This window comes from Streptomyces sp. NPDC028928, assembly GCF_055564915.1.
On the sequence record NZ_JBVHVI010000002.1, the window covers coordinates 107,650 to 126,798 of the forward strand.

18 protein-coding genes are annotated in these 19,149 nt (G+C 72.7%); 11 read left to right on the forward strand and 7 right to left on the reverse strand.

Annotated features, from left to right (window positions below):
- The first annotated feature begins 33 nt into the window (after positions 1 to 33).
- The gene (dapE, locus tag ACZ4U1_RS06300) at positions 34 to 1,089 is read left to right on the forward strand and encodes a succinyl-diaminopimelate desuccinylase (protein ID WP_467900281.1); all 1,056 of its coding nucleotides are present in this window, start codon (positions 34 to 36) and stop codon (positions 1,087 to 1,089) included.
- Here the strand turns inward: dapE and ACZ4U1_RS06305 are convergent.
- Positions 1,070 to 2,662, reverse strand: coding sequence for a PucR family transcriptional regulator (locus tag ACZ4U1_RS06305; RefSeq protein WP_467900283.1), 1,593 nt, complete (start codon positions 2,660 to 2,662; stop codon positions 1,070 to 1,072). The genes dapE and ACZ4U1_RS06305 overlap by 20 nt on opposite strands.
- Before the next feature lie 105 nt (positions 2,663 to 2,767).
- On the opposite strand from ACZ4U1_RS06305, the gene ACZ4U1_RS06310 reads away from it, so the two are divergent.
- The 3 genes from ACZ4U1_RS06310 to ACZ4U1_RS06320 are packed head-to-tail and all read left to right on the forward strand — an operon-like array spanning position 2,768 to position 5,481.
- Entirely contained in the window at positions 2,768 to 3,517 is a 750-nt protein-coding gene (locus ACZ4U1_RS06310) for a chorismate synthase (RefSeq protein WP_467900285.1), read from the forward strand.
- Positions 3,514 to 4,632 carry an o-succinylbenzoate synthase gene (gene menC / locus ACZ4U1_RS06315; RefSeq protein ID WP_467900287.1) on the forward strand — a complete coding sequence of 373 codons (1,119 nt, stop codon included), beginning with the start codon at positions 3,514 to 3,516 and terminating at the stop codon, positions 4,630 to 4,632. Before ACZ4U1_RS06310 ends, menC begins: the two co-directional genes overlap by 4 nt.
- A 57-nt stretch (positions 4,633 to 4,689) precedes the next feature.
- Positions 4,690 to 5,481 carry a YlbL family protein gene (locus ACZ4U1_RS06320; RefSeq protein WP_467900289.1) on the forward strand — a complete coding sequence of 264 codons (792 nt, stop codon included), beginning with the start codon at positions 4,690 to 4,692 and terminating at the stop codon, positions 5,479 to 5,481.
- On the opposite strand, the gene ACZ4U1_RS06325 is transcribed toward ACZ4U1_RS06320, so the two are convergent.
- Positions 5,478 to 5,957: an Lrp/AsnC family transcriptional regulator gene (locus ACZ4U1_RS06325; RefSeq protein ID WP_467900292.1), complete on the reverse strand. Its 480-nt coding sequence runs from the start codon at positions 5,955 to 5,957 to the stop codon at positions 5,478 to 5,480. The genes ACZ4U1_RS06320 and ACZ4U1_RS06325 overlap by 4 nt on opposite strands.
- 122 nt (positions 5,958 to 6,079) lie before the next feature.
- Here ACZ4U1_RS06325 and hppD point away from each other — a divergent pair, with 122 nt between their 5' ends.
- Complete coding sequence (gene hppD / locus ACZ4U1_RS06330) at positions 6,080 to 7,228, forward strand: 4-hydroxyphenylpyruvate dioxygenase (RefSeq protein ID WP_467900294.1); 1,149 nt, start codon at positions 6,080 to 6,082, stop codon at positions 7,226 to 7,228.
- 9 nt (positions 7,229 to 7,237) lie between these two features.
- Here the strand turns inward: hppD and ACZ4U1_RS06335 are convergent, their stop codons facing one another.
- On the reverse strand, positions 7,238 to 8,716 hold the full coding sequence (locus ACZ4U1_RS06335) for a tetratricopeptide repeat protein (RefSeq protein WP_467900297.1): 1,479 nt from the start codon (positions 8,714 to 8,716) through the stop codon (positions 7,238 to 7,240).
- Positions 8,717 to 8,808: 92 nt separating this feature from the next.
- On the opposite strand from ACZ4U1_RS06335, the gene ACZ4U1_RS06340 reads away from it, so the two are divergent.
- Positions 8,809 to 10,215 carry an FAD-binding oxidoreductase gene (locus ACZ4U1_RS06340; RefSeq protein WP_467900299.1) on the forward strand — a complete coding sequence of 469 codons (1,407 nt, stop codon included), beginning with the start codon at positions 8,809 to 8,811 and terminating at the stop codon, positions 10,213 to 10,215.
- Between the two features lie 17 nt (positions 10,216 to 10,232).
- On the opposite strand, the gene ACZ4U1_RS06345 is transcribed toward ACZ4U1_RS06340, so the two are convergent.
- Positions 10,233 to 10,646 (reverse strand): SsgA family sporulation/cell division regulator, encoded by a 414-nt coding sequence (locus ACZ4U1_RS06345; protein ID WP_467900301.1) that lies wholly within the window; start codon positions 10,644 to 10,646, stop codon positions 10,233 to 10,235.
- 235 nt (positions 10,647 to 10,881) lie between these two features.
- Between ACZ4U1_RS06345 and ACZ4U1_RS06350 the strand changes: the two genes are divergently transcribed.
- Together ACZ4U1_RS06350 and ACZ4U1_RS06355 are read left to right on the forward strand one after the other, a co-directional pair.
- Positions 10,882 to 12,495: an RDD family protein gene (locus ACZ4U1_RS06350; protein WP_467900303.1), complete on the forward strand. Its 1,614-nt coding sequence runs from the start codon at positions 10,882 to 10,884 to the stop codon at positions 12,493 to 12,495.
- Positions 12,496 to 12,561: 66 nt separating this feature from the next.
- Positions 12,562 to 13,188 (forward strand): RDD family protein, encoded by a 627-nt coding sequence (locus ACZ4U1_RS06355; RefSeq protein WP_467900305.1) that lies wholly within the window; start codon positions 12,562 to 12,564, stop codon positions 13,186 to 13,188.
- 124 nt (positions 13,189 to 13,312) lie between these two features.
- Here the strand turns inward: ACZ4U1_RS06355 and ACZ4U1_RS06360 are convergent, their stop codons facing one another.
- Positions 13,313 to 13,549, reverse strand: a complete 237-nt coding sequence (locus ACZ4U1_RS06360; RefSeq protein WP_467900307.1) for a hypothetical protein — start codon at positions 13,547 to 13,549, stop codon at positions 13,313 to 13,315.
- 365 nt (positions 13,550 to 13,914) lie between these two features.
- Between ACZ4U1_RS06360 and ACZ4U1_RS06365 the strand changes: the two genes are divergently transcribed.
- Positions 13,915 to 16,272, forward strand: a complete 2,358-nt coding sequence (locus tag ACZ4U1_RS06365) for an immune inhibitor A domain-containing protein (protein WP_467900309.1) — start codon at positions 13,915 to 13,917, stop codon at positions 16,270 to 16,272.
- Positions 16,273 to 16,393: 121 nt separating this feature from the next.
- Entirely contained in the window at positions 16,394 to 16,714 is a 321-nt protein-coding gene (locus tag ACZ4U1_RS06370) for a hypothetical protein (protein WP_467900311.1), read from the forward strand.
- A 4-nt stretch (positions 16,715 to 16,718) separates the two neighbouring features.
- Here ACZ4U1_RS06370 and ACZ4U1_RS06375 read toward each other — a convergent pair whose 3' ends face one another.
- Positions 16,719 to 17,312, reverse strand: a complete 594-nt coding sequence (locus tag ACZ4U1_RS06375; RefSeq protein ID WP_467900313.1) for an isochorismatase family protein — start codon at positions 17,310 to 17,312, stop codon at positions 16,719 to 16,721.
- 109 nt (positions 17,313 to 17,421) lie between these two features.
- Entirely contained in the window at positions 17,422 to 18,768 is a 1,347-nt protein-coding gene (locus tag ACZ4U1_RS06380; RefSeq protein ID WP_467900315.1) for a nicotinate phosphoribosyltransferase, read from the reverse strand.
- 65 nt (positions 18,769 to 18,833) lie between these two features.
- On the opposite strand from ACZ4U1_RS06380, the gene clpS reads away from it, so the two are divergent.
- A complete protein-coding gene (gene clpS / locus ACZ4U1_RS06385) occupies positions 18,834 to 19,142 on the forward strand; it encodes an ATP-dependent Clp protease adapter ClpS (protein ID WP_467396984.1) in 309 nt (102 codons plus the stop codon).
- The last annotated feature ends 7 nt before the right edge of the window (positions 19,143 to 19,149 follow it).

The following is a 19,149-nucleotide window of genomic DNA, read 5'->3' on the forward strand; positions in this document are numbered from 1 at the left end:
CCAACCGGCTCCTCCCTCCGCATGATCGAGGGCATGAGCGCCCTCGATCTCGCCGCTGACGTCGTCACCCTCACCCGCGCCCTCGTGGACCTGCCCTCCGAGAGCGGGCGGGAGGAGCGGATCGCGGACGCCGTGGAGGCGGCGCTGCGTGGGCTGCCGCACCTCACCGTGGACCGGGTCGGCAACTCCGTCATCGCCCGCACCGGGCTCGGGCGGGGCGAGCGTGCCCTGATCGCCGGGCACCTGGACACCGTGCCGGCCGCCGGGAACCTGCCCTCCCGGCTCGACGGCGGGCGGGTGTACGGACTCGGCGCCTGTGACATGAAGGGCGGGGTGGCGGTGGCGCTGCGGCTCGCGGCCACCGTGCCCGAGCCCGTCCGCGATCTCACCTACGTCTTCTACGAGTGCGAGGAGGTGGAGGGCGAGCGGAACGGACTCGGCCGGATCGCCGCCGCCCGGCCCGGCCTCCTGGAGGAAGCCGGCCTCGCGCTCCTCATGGAGCCCTCCGGCGCCGGCGTGGAGGCCGGCTGCCAGGGCATCCTCACCGCCGACATCGTGGTCAAGGGCGCCCGCGCGCACACCGCCCGCGCCTGGCAGGGCACCAACGCCGCGCACAAGGCGGGCCACGTGCTCCAGTGGCTGGACGCGCATGTCCCGGAGCGGGTCGTGATCGACGGGCTGGAGTACCGGGAGGGGCTCAGTGCCGTCGCCGTACGCGCCGGGGTCGCCGGGAACGTCGTACCGGACGAGTGTGTCGTCACCGTCAACTGCCGCTTCGCGCCGAGCCGTTCGGCGGAGGAGGCGGAGGCGTACGTGCGCGGGCTCTTCCCGGGGTACGAGGTGCGGGTCACCGAGGTCGTCGGCGGTGCCCTGCCGCACCTGGACCGGGTGGGCCCGCTGGTCGCCGCGCTCGGGGCCGAGCCCCGGGCCAAGCTGGGGTGGACCGACGTGGCCCGGTTCGCCGCGCTGGGTGTGCCCGCGCTGAACTACGGCCCCGGGGATCCGTCCCTCGCGCACACGGCGGGGGAGTACGTGCCCGTCGCGCACCTGCGGCGGTGCGAGGAGCGGCTCAGGGCGTGGCTGCGCTGAGCCCCGCGAGCGCCCGCAACTGCAGCCACAGCACCAGCCGTTCGTCGGGGTCGTCCAGGTCGACGCCGGTGTGCTGCTGGAGCTGCCTGAGCCGGTAGCGGCAGGTGTTGGGGTGTACGGACAGCAGCCTGGCAGCGCCCGCCATGTCGCAGCCCGCGTCGAACCAGCAGACCAGGGTGCGCGCGTACTCGGTGCCGTGCCCGGCGTCGTACGCCAGCACCCGCCGCCACCCGCCCGCGCTCAACTCCCGCCGCTCGCCCATCACTTCGGCCAGCCGCAGCAGTGTCACCCGGGCCCGTACCTCGTCCACCACGGCCACCGGCAGCTCCCCGTCCAGCACCCGCAGCACGAGGTCCGCGTCCGCCCGCGAGTCCGCGAGCCCGTCCGAGCCCGGCACCACCTCGCCCAGCGCCGCCCGCACCGGCACCCTGAGCGCCTGCCCGGCCCGCGCCACGATGTCCTCGGCGAGCCTCCGGTGCCGCTCGCCGGGGCCCGGCAGCACCGCGTACACCACCCCGTCCAGCAGCACGCACGCGTGCCGGCCGTAGCGGGCCTCGCACTGCAGGCGTACGACGTCGAGCAGGCGCAGCGCGGTGCGTTCGGCGTCCGGGACGCTCGCGGCGGCGTCCAGGACGAAGGCCGCCACCCGGGCCGGGCCGTCGACGCCCAGGCGGGCGGCGGCCGTCGCCGGGTCGTCCGCCGTGCCGTCCAGGAGCCGGCGCAGCAGGTCGCCGCCCCGGTGCCGGGCCAGCTCCCGGGCCGCCCGCGCCCGCAGCAGGAGCAGCGCGGCGGTGGAGGCGCCCTGGGCGAGGGTGGCCTCGGCGTCCGGGGCGAGCGAGCCGCTGTCGATCACCCACACCGAGCCGAGGGTCTCCCCGCCGGCCCGTACCGGCACCGCCAGCCGGGGCAGGCCGGTGCCGTTCAGCGCGGGCAGCCGGACCGGCCGGTCGGCTGCGAACAGCCGCCGGTACTGCTCGGTGTTCTCCGCGCCGGCCGGTACCTGCCGGCCGAGGATGCCCTGCCGGCGGTCCTCGTCCACGGGCTGGCCGGGAACGGTGGAGTAGGCGAGGAGCCGCTGGCGCGGGTCCTCGACGGCGGTGGCCCCGCCCGTCGCCGCCGCGATGGCGTCGGCCAGCGCGAAGAGGTCCCCGAGCCCCGTGTCGCCGAACCCGCCGTCACCGAACCCGCTCCCGCCGAGCTCCGTGGGGACGCCACCGTGCCGGGCCGTGATCGCCGAGGCCAGCAGCAGATGGACCCGGTGCCAGGGCGCGTCGTCCGCGACGGACAGCAGGGCCACGCCGTGCGCCTCGGCCGCCGCGACCGGGCCGTCCGCGCCGCGCACCACCACCCCGGTCAGCCCGGCCCGCGCCGCCGACCCCAGCAGCGGGCCCGCGTCCGCCGCCCGCACCCCGACCGCCAGCAGCAGCGCGCCGGGCTGCCGGGGGAGGGGGGTACCGCCGTCGTACAGGACCGCCTCGGTGACCGGGGCGCCGAGGCCGGCGGGAGCGGTGTGCAGGCGCAGTGCGGGGGCGCCGACGACGTTCAGGAGGTCGCCGAGCGTGCAGGCGTCCATGAGGAGTCCTCGGGCAGACGGGCTTGGCGGATGGCGCAACGAACGTACGCCCGTCTTGGCCGCCCGCACAACACACGCGGGCGCGGTGGCTCCGAGACTCGTGCCATGACAGCAGGAGCCACCATCCGTACCGTCCACGACGTCGCCGGGCTCGCGGCCGTCGCCGACCACTTCAGCGACGTCTGGCGGACGCCCCGCACCGCCCCGCCCTACCCGGCCGAGGTCCTGCACAGCCTGGTGCACGCTGGCGGCGCCGTGCACGCCGCCTACGACGGGCGGCGGCTCGCCGGGGCGGCCGTCGCCGTGTCCGCCCCGGACCGGGGCACGTACTCCCTGGTGGCCGCCGCCGAGCGCGGTCTCGGGCCCGCCCTGAAGCGGGCCCAGCGGGACTGGGCCCTCGCCCTCGGCGCCCGCACCATGCGCTGGACCTTCGACCCGCTGGTCGGCCGCAACGCCCGCTTCAACCTGGTCAAGCTGGGTGCCGTCGGCACGGAGTACCTGGTCGACTTCTACGGCCCCATGGCCGACGGCGTGAACGACGGCGACGAGAGCGACCGGCTGACGGTGACCTGGGACCTGACGGCGCCGGGGACGCCGTACGACGTCGAGCCCCAGGGGCCCGTGCTGCGCACCGCGCCCGACGGCGGCCCGCTCGTCCGGCGCGCCGGCGGACACCTGTGGTGCCGGGTCCCGCAGGACGCCGTCGCGCTGCGCGCCGCCGATCCCGCGCTGGCGCTGCGCTGGCGGCACGCGGTGCGCGAGGTCTTCCTGGACGCCTTCGTGGACGGGTTCCGGGCCACCGGGATGTCCCGCGACGGCTGGTACACCCTCGGCCGGGCGGAGGAGGCCGCGTGAAGCTGGAACGCGTGGAGATCGTGCATGTGGCGATCCCGCTGGTCACCCCGTTCCGCACCTCGTTCGGGACCATGACGGCGAAGGACACCTTCCTCCTGCACGTCGTGACGGACGAGGCCGAGGGCTGGTCGGAGTTCGCCGCCGACCCCGAACCGCTGTACTGCTCGGAGTTCGTCGCCGGAGCCGAGATCGTGCTGCGCGACTTCCTGCTGCCCCGCGTGGCCGCGCTCCCGCGCCTCACCACGGCCGCGCTGGCCGCGGCGACGGCGAGGATCAAGGGGCACGAGCTGGCGAAGGCGGCCCTGGAGACGGCCGTGCTCGACGCCGAGCTGCGCGGCCACGGCATGCCGCTCGCCACCTACCTGGGCGCGGTACGGGACCGGGTGCCCGCCGGGGTCTCCGTCGGCATCAGGAACTCGCTGCCCGAGCTGCTGGACGGCGTCGAGCGCTACCTCGCCGAGGGGTACGTCCGCATCAAGCTGAAGATCGAACCGGGCTGGGACGTGGAGCCGGTGCGGGCGGTCCGCGAACGCTTCGGCGACGCCCTGCCCCTCCAGGTCGACGCCAACACCGCCTACACCCTCGCCGACGCCGAGCACCTGCGGCGGCTGGACGCGTTCGGGCTGCTGCTGATCGAGGAGCCGCTGGAGGAGAACAACCTGCACGCCCACGCACAGCTCCAGCGGCGGCTGGCCACGCCCGTCTGCCTGGACGAGTCCCTGCACCACGCCCGTGACACCGCGTCCGCGATCGCCCTGGACGCCTGCCGGGTGGTGAACGTCAAGCCCGCCCGGGTCGGCGGCTACCTGGAGGCCCGCCGGGTCCACGACGTGGCCCACGCGCACGGGGTGCCGGTGTGGTGCGGCGGCATGCTGGAGACCGGCATCGGGCGGGCGCCGAACCTCGCCCTGGCCGCGCTGCCCGGCTTCACCCTGCCCGGGGACACCTCGGCGTCCAGCCGTTACTTCGCCGAGGACATCACCGAGCCGTTCGTCCTCCAGGACGGCCATCTGCCCGTGCCCACCGGCCCCGGCATCGGCGTCGAGCCCCTGCCGGACGCGCTGCGCCGGTTCACGCGGGAACGGCGGGACCTGTACACGGCACACACGGCATGAGGCGCGGGACCTGTACACGGCTCAAGGGGCAGGTGGCGGTCACGTTAGATTGAATCCGTGCTCTCACGTCTCACACGCCCCCAGGCCCTCGCCGTCTGCGCGCTGCCCGTCGTGGCCCTGCTCGCCACGGCGGTGTTCGCGCCGCTGCCGTTCTCGGTGGCGCAGCCCGGCATGACGGCGAACGTGCTCGGCGAGAACAAGGGCACCCCGGTGATCTCCGTGTCCGGCGCGGCGACCCGGAGGACCAGCGGGCAGCTGCGGATGACCACGATCGAGGCGACCGGCCCGGACGCCTCGATCTCCCTCGGTGACGTGCTCGGCAACTGGTTCCGCACCGACCGGGCCGTCATGCCGCGCGACTCGGTCTACCCGAGCGGCGACACCGTCAAGGAGATCGAGAAGCACAACCAGGCGCAGATGCGGCAGTCCCAGGACGCGGCGACCCAGGCGGCCCTGAAGTACCTCGGGCTCGGCTCCGACCAGGTCAAGGTCACGCTGAAGCTCGCCGACGTGGGCGGGCCCAGCGCGGGGCTGCTGTTCACCCTGGGCATCATCGACAAGCTGGACGGCGACGGCAGCGGCGGCGACCTCACCGGGGGCCGCACCATCGCCGGCACGGGCACGATCGACGCCGCCGGGAAGGTCGGCGCGGTCGGCGGGGTGGCCCTGAAGACCCAGGCCGCCCGCCGGGACGGCGCCACCGTCTTCCTGGTCCCGAAGGCGGAGTGCGCCGACGCCAAGGCCGAGCTGCCGCAGGGGCTGCGGCTGGTCCCGGTGACCACACTGAAGGGCGCGGTCGACTCCCTGGTGGCGCTGGAGAAGGGCAAGGGCTCGGTCCCCAGCTGCTAGCCGTCCCCGCTGTCCGCCGCGGCCTGTTCCACCAGCGGGATGATCCGCAGGGGAACGGGGTTCTCCATGACGATCGTCGTGGAGGCCCGGACGATGCCATCGAAACCGACAACCCGGTCGATCACCCGTTGAAGGTCGGCGTTCGAGCGGGCCACCAGCCGCACCAGCATGTCCCCGCTGCCGGTGGTGGTCAGCAGCTCCAGCACCTCCGGCACGGTCGCCAGGTGCGCCCGTACGTCGGCCCCTTGGCCCTGCCGGATCTGCAGCGTGGCGAACGCGGTGACCGGGTAGCCGAGGGCCGCCGGATCCACCTGCGGACCGAATCCGCAGATGACCCCGTTCGACTGAAGCCGGTCCAGCCGCGCCTGCACCGTGCCCCGGGCCACCCCCAGCCGCCGGGACATCTCCAGCACCCCGATGCGCGGCTGCTCCGCCAGCAGCACGATGATCCGCCCGTCCAGATGATCGATCGCCATGTGACCCCCTGAGATGGTCATCCTGTACAGAAAGACCGCCGATACGGCCGTGCCGCTGGTCAGATTGCCCAGCGATGAAGCGAACTATTGCGCACCTTGCAGAGCAGAGCCACCCTTCCGCTATGACGCAGACCACACACCACACTCCCGACACGACCGCCCGGCAGGACGACCCCTTCCCGGTCAAGGGAATGGACGCGGTCGTCTTCGCCGTGGGCAACGCCAAACAGGCGGCGCACTACTACTCGACCGCCTTCGGCATGCGGCTGGTCGCCTACTCCGGACCGGAGAACGGCAGCCGCGAGACCGCCAGTTACGTGCTGGAGAACGGCTCCGCCCGGTTCGTCCTCACCTCGGTGATCAAGCCGAGCAGCACCTGGGGCCACTTCCTCGCCCAGCACGTGGCCGAGCACGGCGACGGCGTCATCGACCTCGCCATCGAGGTCCCGGACGCGCGCGCCGCCCACGCCTACGCGATCGAGCACGGCGCGAAGAGCGTCACCGAGCCGTACGAGCTGAAGGACGAGCACGGCACCGTCGTCCTCGCCGCCATCGCCACCTACGGCCAGACCCGCCACACCCTGGTCGAGCGCAGCGGCTACGACGGCCCCTACCTGCCCGGGTACGTCGCCGCGAAGCCGATGGTCGAGCCGCCCGCCCAGCGCACCTTCCAGGCCATCGACCACTGCGTCGGCAACGTCGAGCTGGGCAGGATGAACGAGTGGGTGGCCTTCTACAACAAGGTCATGGGCTTCACGAACATGAAGGAGTTCGTGGGCGACGACATCGCCACCGAGTACAGCGCGCTGATGTCGAAGGTGGTCGCGGACGGCACCCTCAAGGTCAAGTTCCCGATCAACGAGCCCGCCATCGCCAAGAAGAAGTCCCAGATCGACGAGTACCTGGAGTTCTACGGCGGCGCGGGCGTCCAGCACATCGCGCTGAACACCAACGACATCGTGCAGACGGTCCGCACCATGCGCGCGGCCGGCGTCGAGTTCCTCGACACCCCCGACTCGTACTACGACACCCTCGGCGAGTGGGTCGGCGACACCCGCGTGCCCATCGAGACCCTGCGCGAGCTGAAGATCCTCGCCGACCGCGACGAGGACGGCTACCTGCTGCAGATCTTCACCAAGCCGGTCCAGGACCGGCCGACCGTGTTCTTCGAACTCATCGAGCGGCACGGGTCGATGGGCTTCGGCAAGGGCAACTTCAAGGCCCTGTTCGAAGCGATCGAGCGCGAGCAGGCCAAGCGGGGCAACCTGTAACGGCGCGCCCTAATCGCTGGGCGGCGGCTCCTCGGGTACGTCGCCCAGCGCCCGCAACGCCTCCCGGGCCACGGGCACCCCCAGCGGGGAGAAGTACGGGTTGATCCGCAGCGCCTCCTCCAGATACCGCCGGGCCGGCCCGTACCGCTCCAGCTCCGCCTCGATCACCCCCCGGTGGAACGCGTACAGCGCGCTGCGCACCCCACCGCCCTTCGCCTCGTCCGTCGCGGCGGTCGCGTAGGTCAGCGCCTCCTGGTCCTCGCCGGACCGGTGCAGCGCCCAGCCCAGCGCGTCGGCCACCTCGATCCCGGGCTGGCGCCGCCACTCCTCCCGCAACCGCTCCACCGCCTCCCACGGGTCCCCGTGGTCCGCCTCGAACCGCCCGATCAGCAGTTCCTCGTCCACCCCGCCGGCCACCGACTGCCGTACCGCCGCCTTCAGCCGCTCGTACTGCTCCTCCGCGGGCCGGGGCTGGTCCAGCGACTCGTACAGCTCGCCCAGCTCCAGCAGGTCCCCGGGGTCCGGCCGGTGCGCGACGACGGCCCGGTACGCGGCCAGCGCCTGAGTCGTACGCCCCTGCGCGGCCAGGGTCCGTGCCCGCCCGGCCGCCGCCGTCCGCTGGTCGGGGTCGAGCCGCAGCGCGGCCTCGAAGTGCCGCAGCGCGTCCGGAAGGTCCCCGCGCTCCCACGCCAGCTGTCCCACCCCGGCCAGCCAGGCGGCCTGCTCGGCGGGGGTGCGGGCGGCGGCCGCCGCGTCGGTCAGCTGGGCCACCGCGTCCTCGCGCCAGCCCCGGTCCCGGTACACCGCCGCGGCCCGCGCCATCACGGCCGGCCGCTCCGCCGGGCCGGTGCGCAGCCCCATCAGCCGGTCGAAGGTGGCGCGGGCCTTCTTGTAGTCGCCGAGCCCGGTGTACGCGTCGATCAGCGGCGGATACGCCGACCACCGCTTCGGCGCCGCCTTCAGCGCCTGCTCGCCGTAGCTCTTCGCCGTCGGGAAGTCCCGGCGCGCCAGCGCCAGCGCGGTCAGGCCGTCCAGCGCCTCGGTGTTCCGGCTGCCGCGCACAGCGAGCGAGGTCCGCAGCGCCCGCTCGGCTTTCGGATAGTCCGCCGCGTCACCCGCCCGGCGCCCCCGCTCCACGTACGCGTGCCCCAGCACCGCCCACGCCCGGGCGTCCTTCGGCCGCTCCCGCACCCGCTGCTCCTGCCGCCCGATCAGCGCCGTCAGTCCGGGCAGCGCGGCCGGCACGCCGTAGGTCACCGTGGTCAGCGCCTGCTGCCGGACCCGCGGCGCGGCCTGCGGACCGGCGGCGGGCGGCCGGACCGGCCGGGGCCGCTGCCGGGGCTCCTGCGGCAGCAGCACCAGCGCCCCGCCCGCGAGGACACCGCCCGCCAGCGCGGCGACCAGCACCCGCCGCAGCACCCGCCGGGACCGGCGCGGCGCCGGGGGCTCGGAGATCAGGGACGTACCCACGCACTGTCGGTTGTCCATGGCGCTCACTGTGCGTCAGTACGACGAGCACATCCGGGTGGCCCAAGGACGGCACGGGCGGGGTTCACACCGATGGCCGCGAGTGCCACGCTGTGATCATGAGCCGTATCGAAGCACCGCGCGACGAGCACACGGGCAACCTCACCGACCGGCTCCTGGCCGGCCTGCCCGCCGAGGCCGTCCTGACCGACCCCGACGTCACGGCCTCCTACGGACACGACATGGCGAGCTTCTGCCCGGCCGGCAACCCCGCCGTCGTCGTCCTCCCGCGCACCGTCGAGCAGGTGCAGCACGTCATGCGCACCGCCACCGAGCTGCGCGTGCCCGTCGTCCCGCAGGGCGCCCGCACCGGCCTGTCCGGCGGCGCCAACGCCACCGACGGCTGCATCGTGCTGTCCCTCACCAAGATGGACCGCATCCTGGAGATCAGTCCCGTCGACCGGATCGCCGTGGTCGAACCGGGCGTGGTCAACGCGGCCCTGTCCCGCGCGGTCGGGGAACACGGCCTGTACTACCCGCCGGACCCCTCCAGCTGGGAGATGTGCACCATCGGCGGCAACATCGGCACGGCCTCCGGCGGCCTGTGCTGCGTCAAGTACGGCGTGACCGCCGAGTACGTCCTCGGTCTGGACGTCGTCCTCGCCGACGGCCGCCTGATGTCCACCGGCCGGCGCACCGCCAAGGGCGTCGCGGGCTACGACCTCACCCGGCTCTTCGTCGGCTCCGAGGGCTCCCTCGGCATCGTCGTCCGCGCCGTCCTGGCGCTCAGGCCCAAGCCGCCCCAGCAGCTGGTGCTGGCCGCCGAGTTCGCCTCGGCGGCGGCCGCCTGCGACGCGGTGTGCCGCATCATGGCGGGCGGACACCTCCCGTCCCTCCTCGAACTGATGGACCGTACGACCGTCAAGGCGGTCAACGACCTCGCGCACATGGGGCTGCCCGAGACCACCGAGGCCCTGCTGCTGGCCGCCTTCGACACCCCGGACCCGGCCGCCGACCTCGCCGCCGTCGGCGCCCTGTGCGAGGCCGCCGGCGCCACCCAGGTCGTCCCGGCCGAGGACGCGGCCGAGTCCGAGATGCTGCTGCAGGCCCGGCGGCTCTCGCTGACCGCGCTGGAGGCGGTGAAGGGCACGACGATGATCGATGACGTGTGCGTACCCCGCTCCCGGCTCGGCGCCATGCTGGAGGGCGTGGAGCGGATCGCCGCCAAGTACGACCTCACGATCGGCGTCTGCGCCCACGCGGGCGACGGCAACACGCACCCCACCGTCTGCTTCGACGCCCGCGACCCCGAGGAGTCCCGCCGGGCCCGCGAGTCCTTCGACGAGATCATGGCGCTCGGCCTGGAGCTGGGCGGCACCATCACCGGCGAACACGGCGTCGGCGTGCTGAAGAAGGAGTGGCTGGCCCGGGAGATCGGCCCGGTCGGGGTGGAGATGCAGCGGGCGGTGAAGCAGGTCTTCGACCCGCTGGGCATCCTGAACCCGGGCAAGCTCTTCTGACCCTTCCCCGGGGCCGTTCACTGGGCGAGCAGCTGGTCGAGCGCGTCGTCGATGCCGAGCTGCCCGCCCTCCGCGCCCGGCGGCACCGCCCGCAGCGTCCGCTCCAGCCAGGCCGACACCTGCGGCACCGGCGCCTCCAGCAGCGCGTCGCCGTCCGGCGAACTCAGCGCCATCAGGACGACACTGCGCCCGTCCACCTTCGTCGGCCACACCCGCACGTCCCCGTGCCCGCACGGCCGGAACACCCCCTCCACCAGCAGATCGCGGGCGAACGTCCAGTGGACGGGGTGCTCGGAGTTGATGTGGAAGGCGATGTGGACGGCGTACGGGTCGTCGGAACGGTAGCCGAGCCGGGCCGGGACCGGGACGCTCCGCTCCGGCGACAGGATGAGCCGCAGCTCCAGCTCGCGCTCCACCACGGTGTGATGCATGACCGGCGTTTCCTTTCTGGTCGGGGCCGCTCGGACTGGGCCCGTACCGGGGGAGAGGGGGCGGGGGCTGGGCCGTTACGCGGGTTCGGGGAAATTTTTTTCGCAGACGTGCCAGAGCCCGGTACGGCGTTGCCCGGAAAGGGGTGGGTACGGCGGGACTGGCGCTGCGGGCTGCCCCGGTCTGATAGATGTGGAGGCCCCCATCCCACCCCCGAGCAGATACGGGACGACGGACATGAGCGCCCCAACCCCGGCCCCAGGTGACGACCGGCCCCGCGAGGGCTACTACCCGGACCCGTCCATCCCCGGCTACGTCCGGTACTGGAACGGCGCCTCCTGGGTGCCCGGCACCAGCCGCCCGGCGCCCAAGGACGGCGAACCGCTCACCCCGCCCCCCGGCGTCCGCCCCGCCCCCGCGCCCGCCGCCGTCGAGGAAACGGGCCCCCACTTCTTCGACGAGGACCCACCGGGCTTGGACCAGCAGGGCGCCGCCGGCCGGCAGGGTGCCGCGGGCCAGGCCGCCGGCCAGTGGGGCCAGGCGGGCCCGGCCGCGCAGGCCGGTCAGGCGGACCAGTGGGCGCAGACGGGCGCGGCCGGCCAGGCCGCGCAGGGTGCGCAGTGGAGCCGGTCGGGTCAGCCCGCCGGTGGAGCCGCCCAGTCGGGCCAGTCGGGCCAGCCCGGTCAGCCCGGTGGGGCCGGTGGGGCCGCCCAGTCGGGCCGGTCCGCTCGGCCGGCCCCGGCCGGTCAACCCGGTGAGCCGGTACCCCCCGGCGAATCCGTGTCCCCCGCCCAGCCCCGGCAGGGTGCCGGTGGCTGGGCTGCCGACCCCCGGGTGCCGGTGGAGGCGCCGGGACCGGCCGACGGGCAGGCCACCAGCCGTACCGACGGCACCGCGACGATCCCCCCGGCGGAGGACGACGCCCCGGACCCGGGCACGTTCGTCTTCCGCCGCCCGATCCCGGGCCCGGCGGCAGCCGCCCGTACCGACGACGGCACGATGACGATCCGCCCGGTACCGTCCGGCCCCGAGAGCGGAGGCCCGGCCGGCTTCGGCACGCAGGGGCCCGTCGGCCCGCCCGCGAACTCCGGCTTCGGCGCCGGGAAGGCCGCCGCTGCCGCCGCCGCGCAGACGCCCCCGTCAGCCCCGGCACCGCAGCCCTCCCCGGCCGCCCCCGCCGCCGTGGCCCCCTCGGTGCCGCAGCAGGCCGCCCCGCCCGCCACCCCCCTGACGAGCGGCCCCGGCGGCGGGCAGGCCTCCTGGGCGCAGCAGGTGCACCAGCTGGCCGGCGGCGGTGACGAGCAGCCCGTCGCGCCGTGGAAGCCGCCGGTGGAGGACCTCTTCCAGGCCGCCGCCCGCCGGCAGGCCGCCGCCCGCCCCGCCGGACTCGGCAAGCGGCTGGCGGCGCGGCTGATCGACCTGCTGGCCATCGGCGCGATCACGGCCGCCGCGGCGGTCCCGCTCGGCATCCGGGCCGTGGACCACGTCCAGCAGAAGATCGACGCGGCCCGGGTCTCCGGCCACGAGGTCACGGTCTGGCTGCTCGACGGCACGACCGGCACCAGCCTCGGCATCGTCCTCGCCGTCCTGCTCCTGGCCGGCGTCCTGTACGAGGTGCTGCCCAACGTCAAGTGGGGCCGCACCCTCGGCAAGAAGCTGTGCGGTCTGGAGGTGCGGGACATCGAGGCGCACGAGCCCCCGACGTTCGGCCCGGCGCTGCGCCGCTGGCTGGTGTTCAGCGTGCCGGGTCTGCTGGTCGTCGGGATCGTGGGCGTGCTGTGGTGCCTGTTCGACCGGCCCTGGCGCCAGTGCTGGCACGACAAGGCGGCCCGCACCTTCGTCGCGGGCTGACGCGCGCGTACTCCGTCCGGCCGTCTGCCGGATGCGGAGCCGGGGGGTTCGGGTTCCACTCGGGCCATGAGCAGCGAACCGCCCCCCGGCTCCGGAGAGCAGCCCCCCGAGGGCGACCCCTTCAGGAAACGGCCCCCGTCGGACCAGGGGCCGGGCTCGCCGTACGACACCCCGTACGGCGGCGCCCAGCCGCCCCCCTACGGCGGTGACCCGTACGGCGGCCATCCCGCCGACCCGCTGGCCGGCATGCCCCCGCTCGCCGACAGCGGCAAGCGGACGCTGGCGCGCATCATCGACATGATCCTGGTCGGCATCGTCGTCGGGCTGCTCACCTGGGCGTTGGGCATGGGCGACTACACGCTCGACGCCGAACGCATGCAGCGCGGCAGGTCCGTCGCCCGGGCCTTCGTCGTGGCCGTGCTCTACGTCGCGTACGACACCGTCATGATCAGCAGGTCGGGGCAGACCCTCGGCAAGAAGTGGCTCGGCATGCGCGTGGCCAACCTCGAGAACGGCGCCACCCCCTCCGTGCAGGCCTCGCTGAGCCGCGCGCTGGTGCTGTGGGTGCCGTTCGCCTTCTGCTGCGCCTGTATCTGGACGGCCGTCTCGGGCGGATGGAGCTTCTTCGACAAGCCGTACAAACAGGGCCTGCACGACAAGGCGGCCAAGACGGTGGTGGTCAGCACCGGTTGAGCGACGGGGGTGGGGGTGGCGTACGACAGCGGGGGGGGGGGGGGGGGGCCCCCCCCCCCCCCCCCCCCCCCCCCCCCCCCCCCCCCCTGTGCCGGCGTCGCCCTGCTGACTCACGGGCCGTGTCTCACAGGGTCGTCGGGACCCGCTCCTCGTCCGCCGCGGGCTCGGCGGGGGCCGGGGCCGTGCGCGTCCCGGGGGAGGGGACCGTCAGGGCGACCAGCAGACCCAGCGCGAGGGCCGCGAGGGCGATGACGGCGATCCCCGGTCCCGAACTCGTCTGCGACAGCAGCAGCATGGCGAGCGTCGAGAAGATCACGGTGCAGGAACCGTAGGCGAGCTGTGCGGCGGTCGGACGAGGCATGGCAATCGTGTCCTCGGCAGTCTTCGGAAGGTGGGGGTGCCATTCGACTCTCTTGGCCTGCATGCCCGAGCGGAACGCCGGGTAAGCGTGACCTGACCCACGGTACCGGTGCACGGGGGGCGCATGGAGTCACCGGTCCCGCCGAACGGCCGTTCCCCTGCGCCCGTTGGCAGGTCGACACGTGTCCGTAAAGCGAACGTCTCCTCCGCATAGTGCACTTGTCCTGCTCAAGTCAAGGTCTGTCTTTTCTTCTAAACCTCTAGTCAAATGTCGTCACTTGATTACACGCGTTGATCGTGCGCGCACGGATCCCTCCATGACCCGGAACCCCCTGTCCGTGTGCGCGGCGCGGGGGAGGAACTCAAGTGACCAGCAGATCCTGGACGTTCAGAGCGGCCGCCATCGGTGTGACGCTCGCGGCGGTCTCCGCCACGTTCGCCACCTTCGCCGTCGCGGAAGCGAGCACCCAGGCCCAGTCCGCCGCCGCCAACCGGCACGACCCGGCCCCGGTGAAGCAGCGGAAGCACAACCTGGACGGCCCGCTGAGCAAGACCCAGGAGGCCCAGCGCGAAGAGGCCCTCAACCAGCTCATATCGGGCAAGGTCACCGCGCAGGAGCGCAACGGCTCCAAGGTCGTCAAGCTCAAGAGCCGCAAGGGCCAGAGCAAGTACGTCGAGCTGAGCCGCGAGAAGACCGACAAGATCTTCACGATCCTGGTGGAGTTCGGGGACCAGACCGACCCCAAGTACGGCGGCACCCCGGGTCCGCTGCACAACAAGATCGCCAAGCCGGACCGCAAGAAGGACAACTCCACGGCCTGGCAGAAGGACTACAGCAAGAAGCACTACCAGGACCTCTACTTCGGCACCGGCAAGACGACCGAGTCGCTGAAGAAGTACTACGAGAAGCAGTCCTCGGGCCGCTACTCGGTCTCCGGTGAGGTCACCGACTGGGTCAAGGTCCCGTACAACGAGGCCCGTTACGGCAACAACGCCTGCGGCCAGACCAACTGCCCGAGCGTGTGGAACGTCGTCACCGACGGCCTGAACGCCTGGGTCGCCCAGCAGAAGAAGGCCGGCAAGACCGACGCCGACATCAAGAAGACCCTCGCCAAGTACGACCAGTGGGACCGCTACGACTTCGACGGCGACGGCAACTTCAACGAGCCGGACGGCTACGTCGACCACTTCCAGATCGTGCACGCCGGTGAGGACGAGTCCGCCGGCGGCGGCGCGCAGGGCAAGGACGCGATCTGGGCCCACCGCTGGTACGCCTTCGGCACCGACGCCGGCGCCACCGGCCCCGAGAACAACAAGCTCGGCGGCACGCAGGTCGGCACCACCGGCGTCTGGGTCGGCGACTACACCATCCAGCCGGAGAACGGCGGCCTCGGTGTCTTCGCCCACGAGTACGGCCACGACCTGGGCCTGCCGGACGAGTACGACACCGCCGGCGGCGACAACTCCACCGGCTTCTGGACGCTGATGTCCTCCGGCTCCTGGCTGGGCACCGGCAAGGAGTCCATCGGCGACCTGCCGGGCGACATGAACGCCTGGGACAAGCTGCAGCTGGGCTGGCTGAACTACGACACCGCCAAGGCCGGCAAGCAGTCCACGCACAAGCTGGGCGTCGCCGAGTACAACACCTGGGACAAGCAGGCCCTCGTGGTGAACCTGCCGGACAAGGCGGTCACCACCACCATCACCCAGCCCGCGCAGGGCTCGACCCAGTGGTGGAGCGGCAGCGGCAACGACCTGAAGAACACGCTGACCCGTTCCGTGGACCTGACCGGCAAGTCCTCGGCGAAGCTGGACCTGGACGGCTGGTGGGCCACCGAGGCCGGCTACGATTACGTCTACACCGAGGTCTCGACCGACGGCGGCGCCAACTGGACGGCCCTGGACGGCACGGCGGACGGCCAGGCACTGCCGAAGGACGCCAGCGGCAAGCCGGCGCTGAGCGGCTTCTCGCAGACGCACAAGAAGCTGTCGTTCCCGCTCGACGCCTACGCGGGCAAGAAGATCGACCTGCGCTTCCGCTACGCCACCGACGGTGGTGTCGCGGAGAACGGCTTCACGGCCGACGAGATCACCGTGACCGCCGACGGCACGGCGCTGTTCTCGGACGACGCCGAGAGCGCGGACGCCGGTTGGACCGCGGCCGGGTTCTCCCGCATCGGCGCGTCCTTCACCAAGGACTACAAGCAGTACTACATCGCCGAGAACCGGCAGTACGTGTCGTACGACAAGACGCTGAAGACGGGCCCGTACAACTTCGGCTTCGCGTCGCGTCCGGACTGGGTGGAGCACTACCCGTACCAGAACGGCCTGCTGATCTGGAAGTGGGACACCTCCCAGGCGGACGACAACACGAACGAGACCAACGGCCACCCGGGCACCGGTCTCATCCTGCCGGTCGACTCGCACTTCAAGGCGCTGAAGTGGGCCGACGGCACGCTGCTGCGCAACCGCATCCAGGCGTACGACTCCCCGTTCAGCCTCTACGGCACGGACGGCATCACCCTGCACAAGGCCGACGTCGCCCTGAAGATCAAGGCGTCGAAGGGTGTCTCCGTCTTCAACGACCACACGAGCACCTACTGGGACCCGAAGAACCCCACCGGTGGTGTGAAGGTCACTGACACCAACACCAAGATCACGATCGTCAAGGAGGCCAAGGACGGCTCCACGATGCAGATCAAGGTCGGCCCCGCGGTGAAGTAGTCCACAAAACCGCAGGTCAGGCGCGTATCGGCGGCAACCCCTTGGCGGGTTGCCGCCGATCGTGTTTAGGTGCGTCCTGTGGACCGCTTATTGACACCGACCGAAACGGGGATGTGACCGCATGGCCGCAGGAGGCTTCTGCAAACTGCCGAACGGCACGGTGGTCGTCGCGCTGAACCTGCCGTACGGCTCCGCCGCGGTGCGGGTGCTCGTGCACGCCCAGAACCGCGCCCGGGCCCTGACCAGGCTCCGCAATCTGGGGCTGCGGGCGATCTACCTGCGGGGCAACGCCGCGCCGCCCACGCCGGACGAGATCACGGCGGTGCTGCACCACCCCGACGGGCTGATATGGCGGACGGCCCCCGTGGACAACGGTGTCATCGTGACGGAGCTGTGGCATCCCATCCGCGCGCTGCTTCGCGGGTCGGCGGTGGTCCAGTAGGGTCCTAGCCGCTGACGACCGGCTTGCCGGTGAGTTCGACGCCCGCCTCGCGCAGCTCCTCCAGGGCCCGCTCGGTGGTCTCCGGCGCCACGCCCGCCGTGAGGTCCAGGAGGACCTGGGTGCGGAAGCCCTCCCTCGCCGCGTCCAGGGCGGTGGCCCGTACGCAGTGGTCCGTGGCGATGCCCACCACGTCGACCTCGGTGATCTCGCGGGCGCGGAGCCAGTCGGCCAGCGGGACGCCGTTCTCGTCGGTGCCCTCGAAGCCGCTGTAGGCGGCCGAGTAGGCGCCCTTGTCGAACACGGCGTCCACCGCGCCGGAGGCGACCGCGGGCGCGAAGTTCGGGTGGAAGCCCACGCCCTCCGTGCCCGCGACGCAGTGCGCGGGCCAGGAGCGGACGTAGTCGGGGTTGTCCGCGAAGTGGCCGCCGGGCGCGATGTGGTGGTCGCGGGTGGCCACCACATGCCGGTACCCGGTGCCCGCCGCCTGGCCGATCAGCTCGGTGACGGCGGCGGCCACGTCGGCACCTCCGGCCACCGCGAGGCTGCCCCCCTCGCAGAAGTCGTTCTGCACGTCTACGACGATCAAGGCGCGGCGCATGGTGGGTGTCCTTCGACTGTGAGTGAAGTAACTGAGCCTAGAGACTTCCGGGCCCGGACGGGAGGGGGCCGGGCGGGAGGGGGGCGAGGGGGCGGACGGCGGTCCCGCTCTAGCTACCCGAGCGCCCGGTGACGTACTCCGTCGGAATGACGGGTTCCCCCCTGGACAGCTGGGTAGCGGACAGCGGCAGATTCGCGCGGGCCGCGATGTGCCGGTCCCGCGGCACGTCCAGCGGCTCGCGGGCGATCACCTCGCCGCCCTTGACCAGCTGCACCAGCAGCTGCCGGTCGGCCAGCTCGGCCGGGACCGGCCCGGTGCCGACGACCTCGGCCTCCGCTATCCCCTCGGGGTCCAGCCGGCGCGCTGCCCACTTGCGTCCGCCGATGGACGTCTTGCCGCCGCTGGACTTCTTCGCCACCGGCACCAGCGGCGCCTTCGGGTCGCCGGACTCGGCGCGGGCGACCAGCTTGTAGACCATGGAGCAGGTCGGGTGCCCGGAGCCGGTGACCAGCTGGGTGCCGACGCCGTACGCGTCCACGGGCGCGGCGGCCAGCGAGGCGATGGCGTACTCGTCCAGGTCGGAGGTCACGATGATCTTCGTGTTGGTCGCGCCCAGCTCGTCCAGCTGCTGCCGCACCCGGTGGGCCACCAGCAGCAGGTCGCCGGAGTCGATGCGGACGGCGCCCAGCTCGGGTCCGGCGACCTCCACCGCCGTACGGACCGCCTCGGCGACGTCGTAGGTGTCCACGAGCAGGGTGGTGCCCCGGCCGAGGGTCTCGACCTGGGCCTGGAAGGCGTCCCGCTCGCGGTCGTGCAGCAGGGTGAAAGCGTGCGCGGAGGTGCCGACGGTCGGGATGCCGTAGCGGAAGCCGGCGGCCAGGTCGGAGGTGGTGGCGAAGCCGCCCACGTAGGCGGCGCGCGCGGCGGCCACCGCCGACAGCTCGTGGGTGCGGCGGGCGCCCATCTCGATCAGCGGGCGGTCACCGGCGGCGGAGGCCATCCGGGAGGCGGCCGCGGCGATCGCGGAGTCGTGGTTGAGGATGGAGAGGATCACCGTCTCCAGCAGGACGCACTCGGCGAAGGTGCCCTCGACGCGCATGATCGGCGAGCCCGGGAAGTACACCTCGCCCTCGGGATAGCCCCAGATGTCCCCGCTGAAGCGGTAGTCGGCGAGCCACTTCAGGGTCTCCTCGTCGACGATCTTCCGCTCGCGCAGGAAGCCGAGGACGCCGTTGTCGAAGCGGAAGTTCTCCACCGCGTCCAGGACGCGGCCGGTGCCGGCCACCACGCCGTAGCGGCGCCCGTTGGGCAGCCGCCGCGTGAAGACCTCGAACACGCTCCGCCGTTCGGCCGTACCGGCCTTCAGGGCGGCGCGCAGCATCGTCAGCTCGTACTGGTCCGTGAACAGCGCTGTCGAGGGAACGTCCACCGGCAGCCCAAGGTCCGCTGTGTTCATGACGAGGAATCGTACTCCCTTTTCGTCGGTGTGACGATTTATGGAGGCCGTGGCAGCATGGCTGTGTGACGTCACCCGCGCCCGTAGAGATCGAACGCACCGAGTCGGCGGAGGAGGTCTTCGCCGTACCCGAGCCCGACGTCCCCTGGGTCACGATCGTCCACAACGACCCGGTCAACCTCATGAGCTATGTGACGTACGTCTTCCAGACGTACTTCGGCTACACCAAGGACAAGGCCACCAAGCTCATGCTCGACGTCCACCACAAGGGCCGGGCGGTCGTCTCCAGCGGGAGCCGCGAGGAGATGGAGCGCGACGTGCAGGCGATGCACGGCTACGGTCTGTGGGCCACCCTCCAGCAGGACCGGAAGTAAACGCACC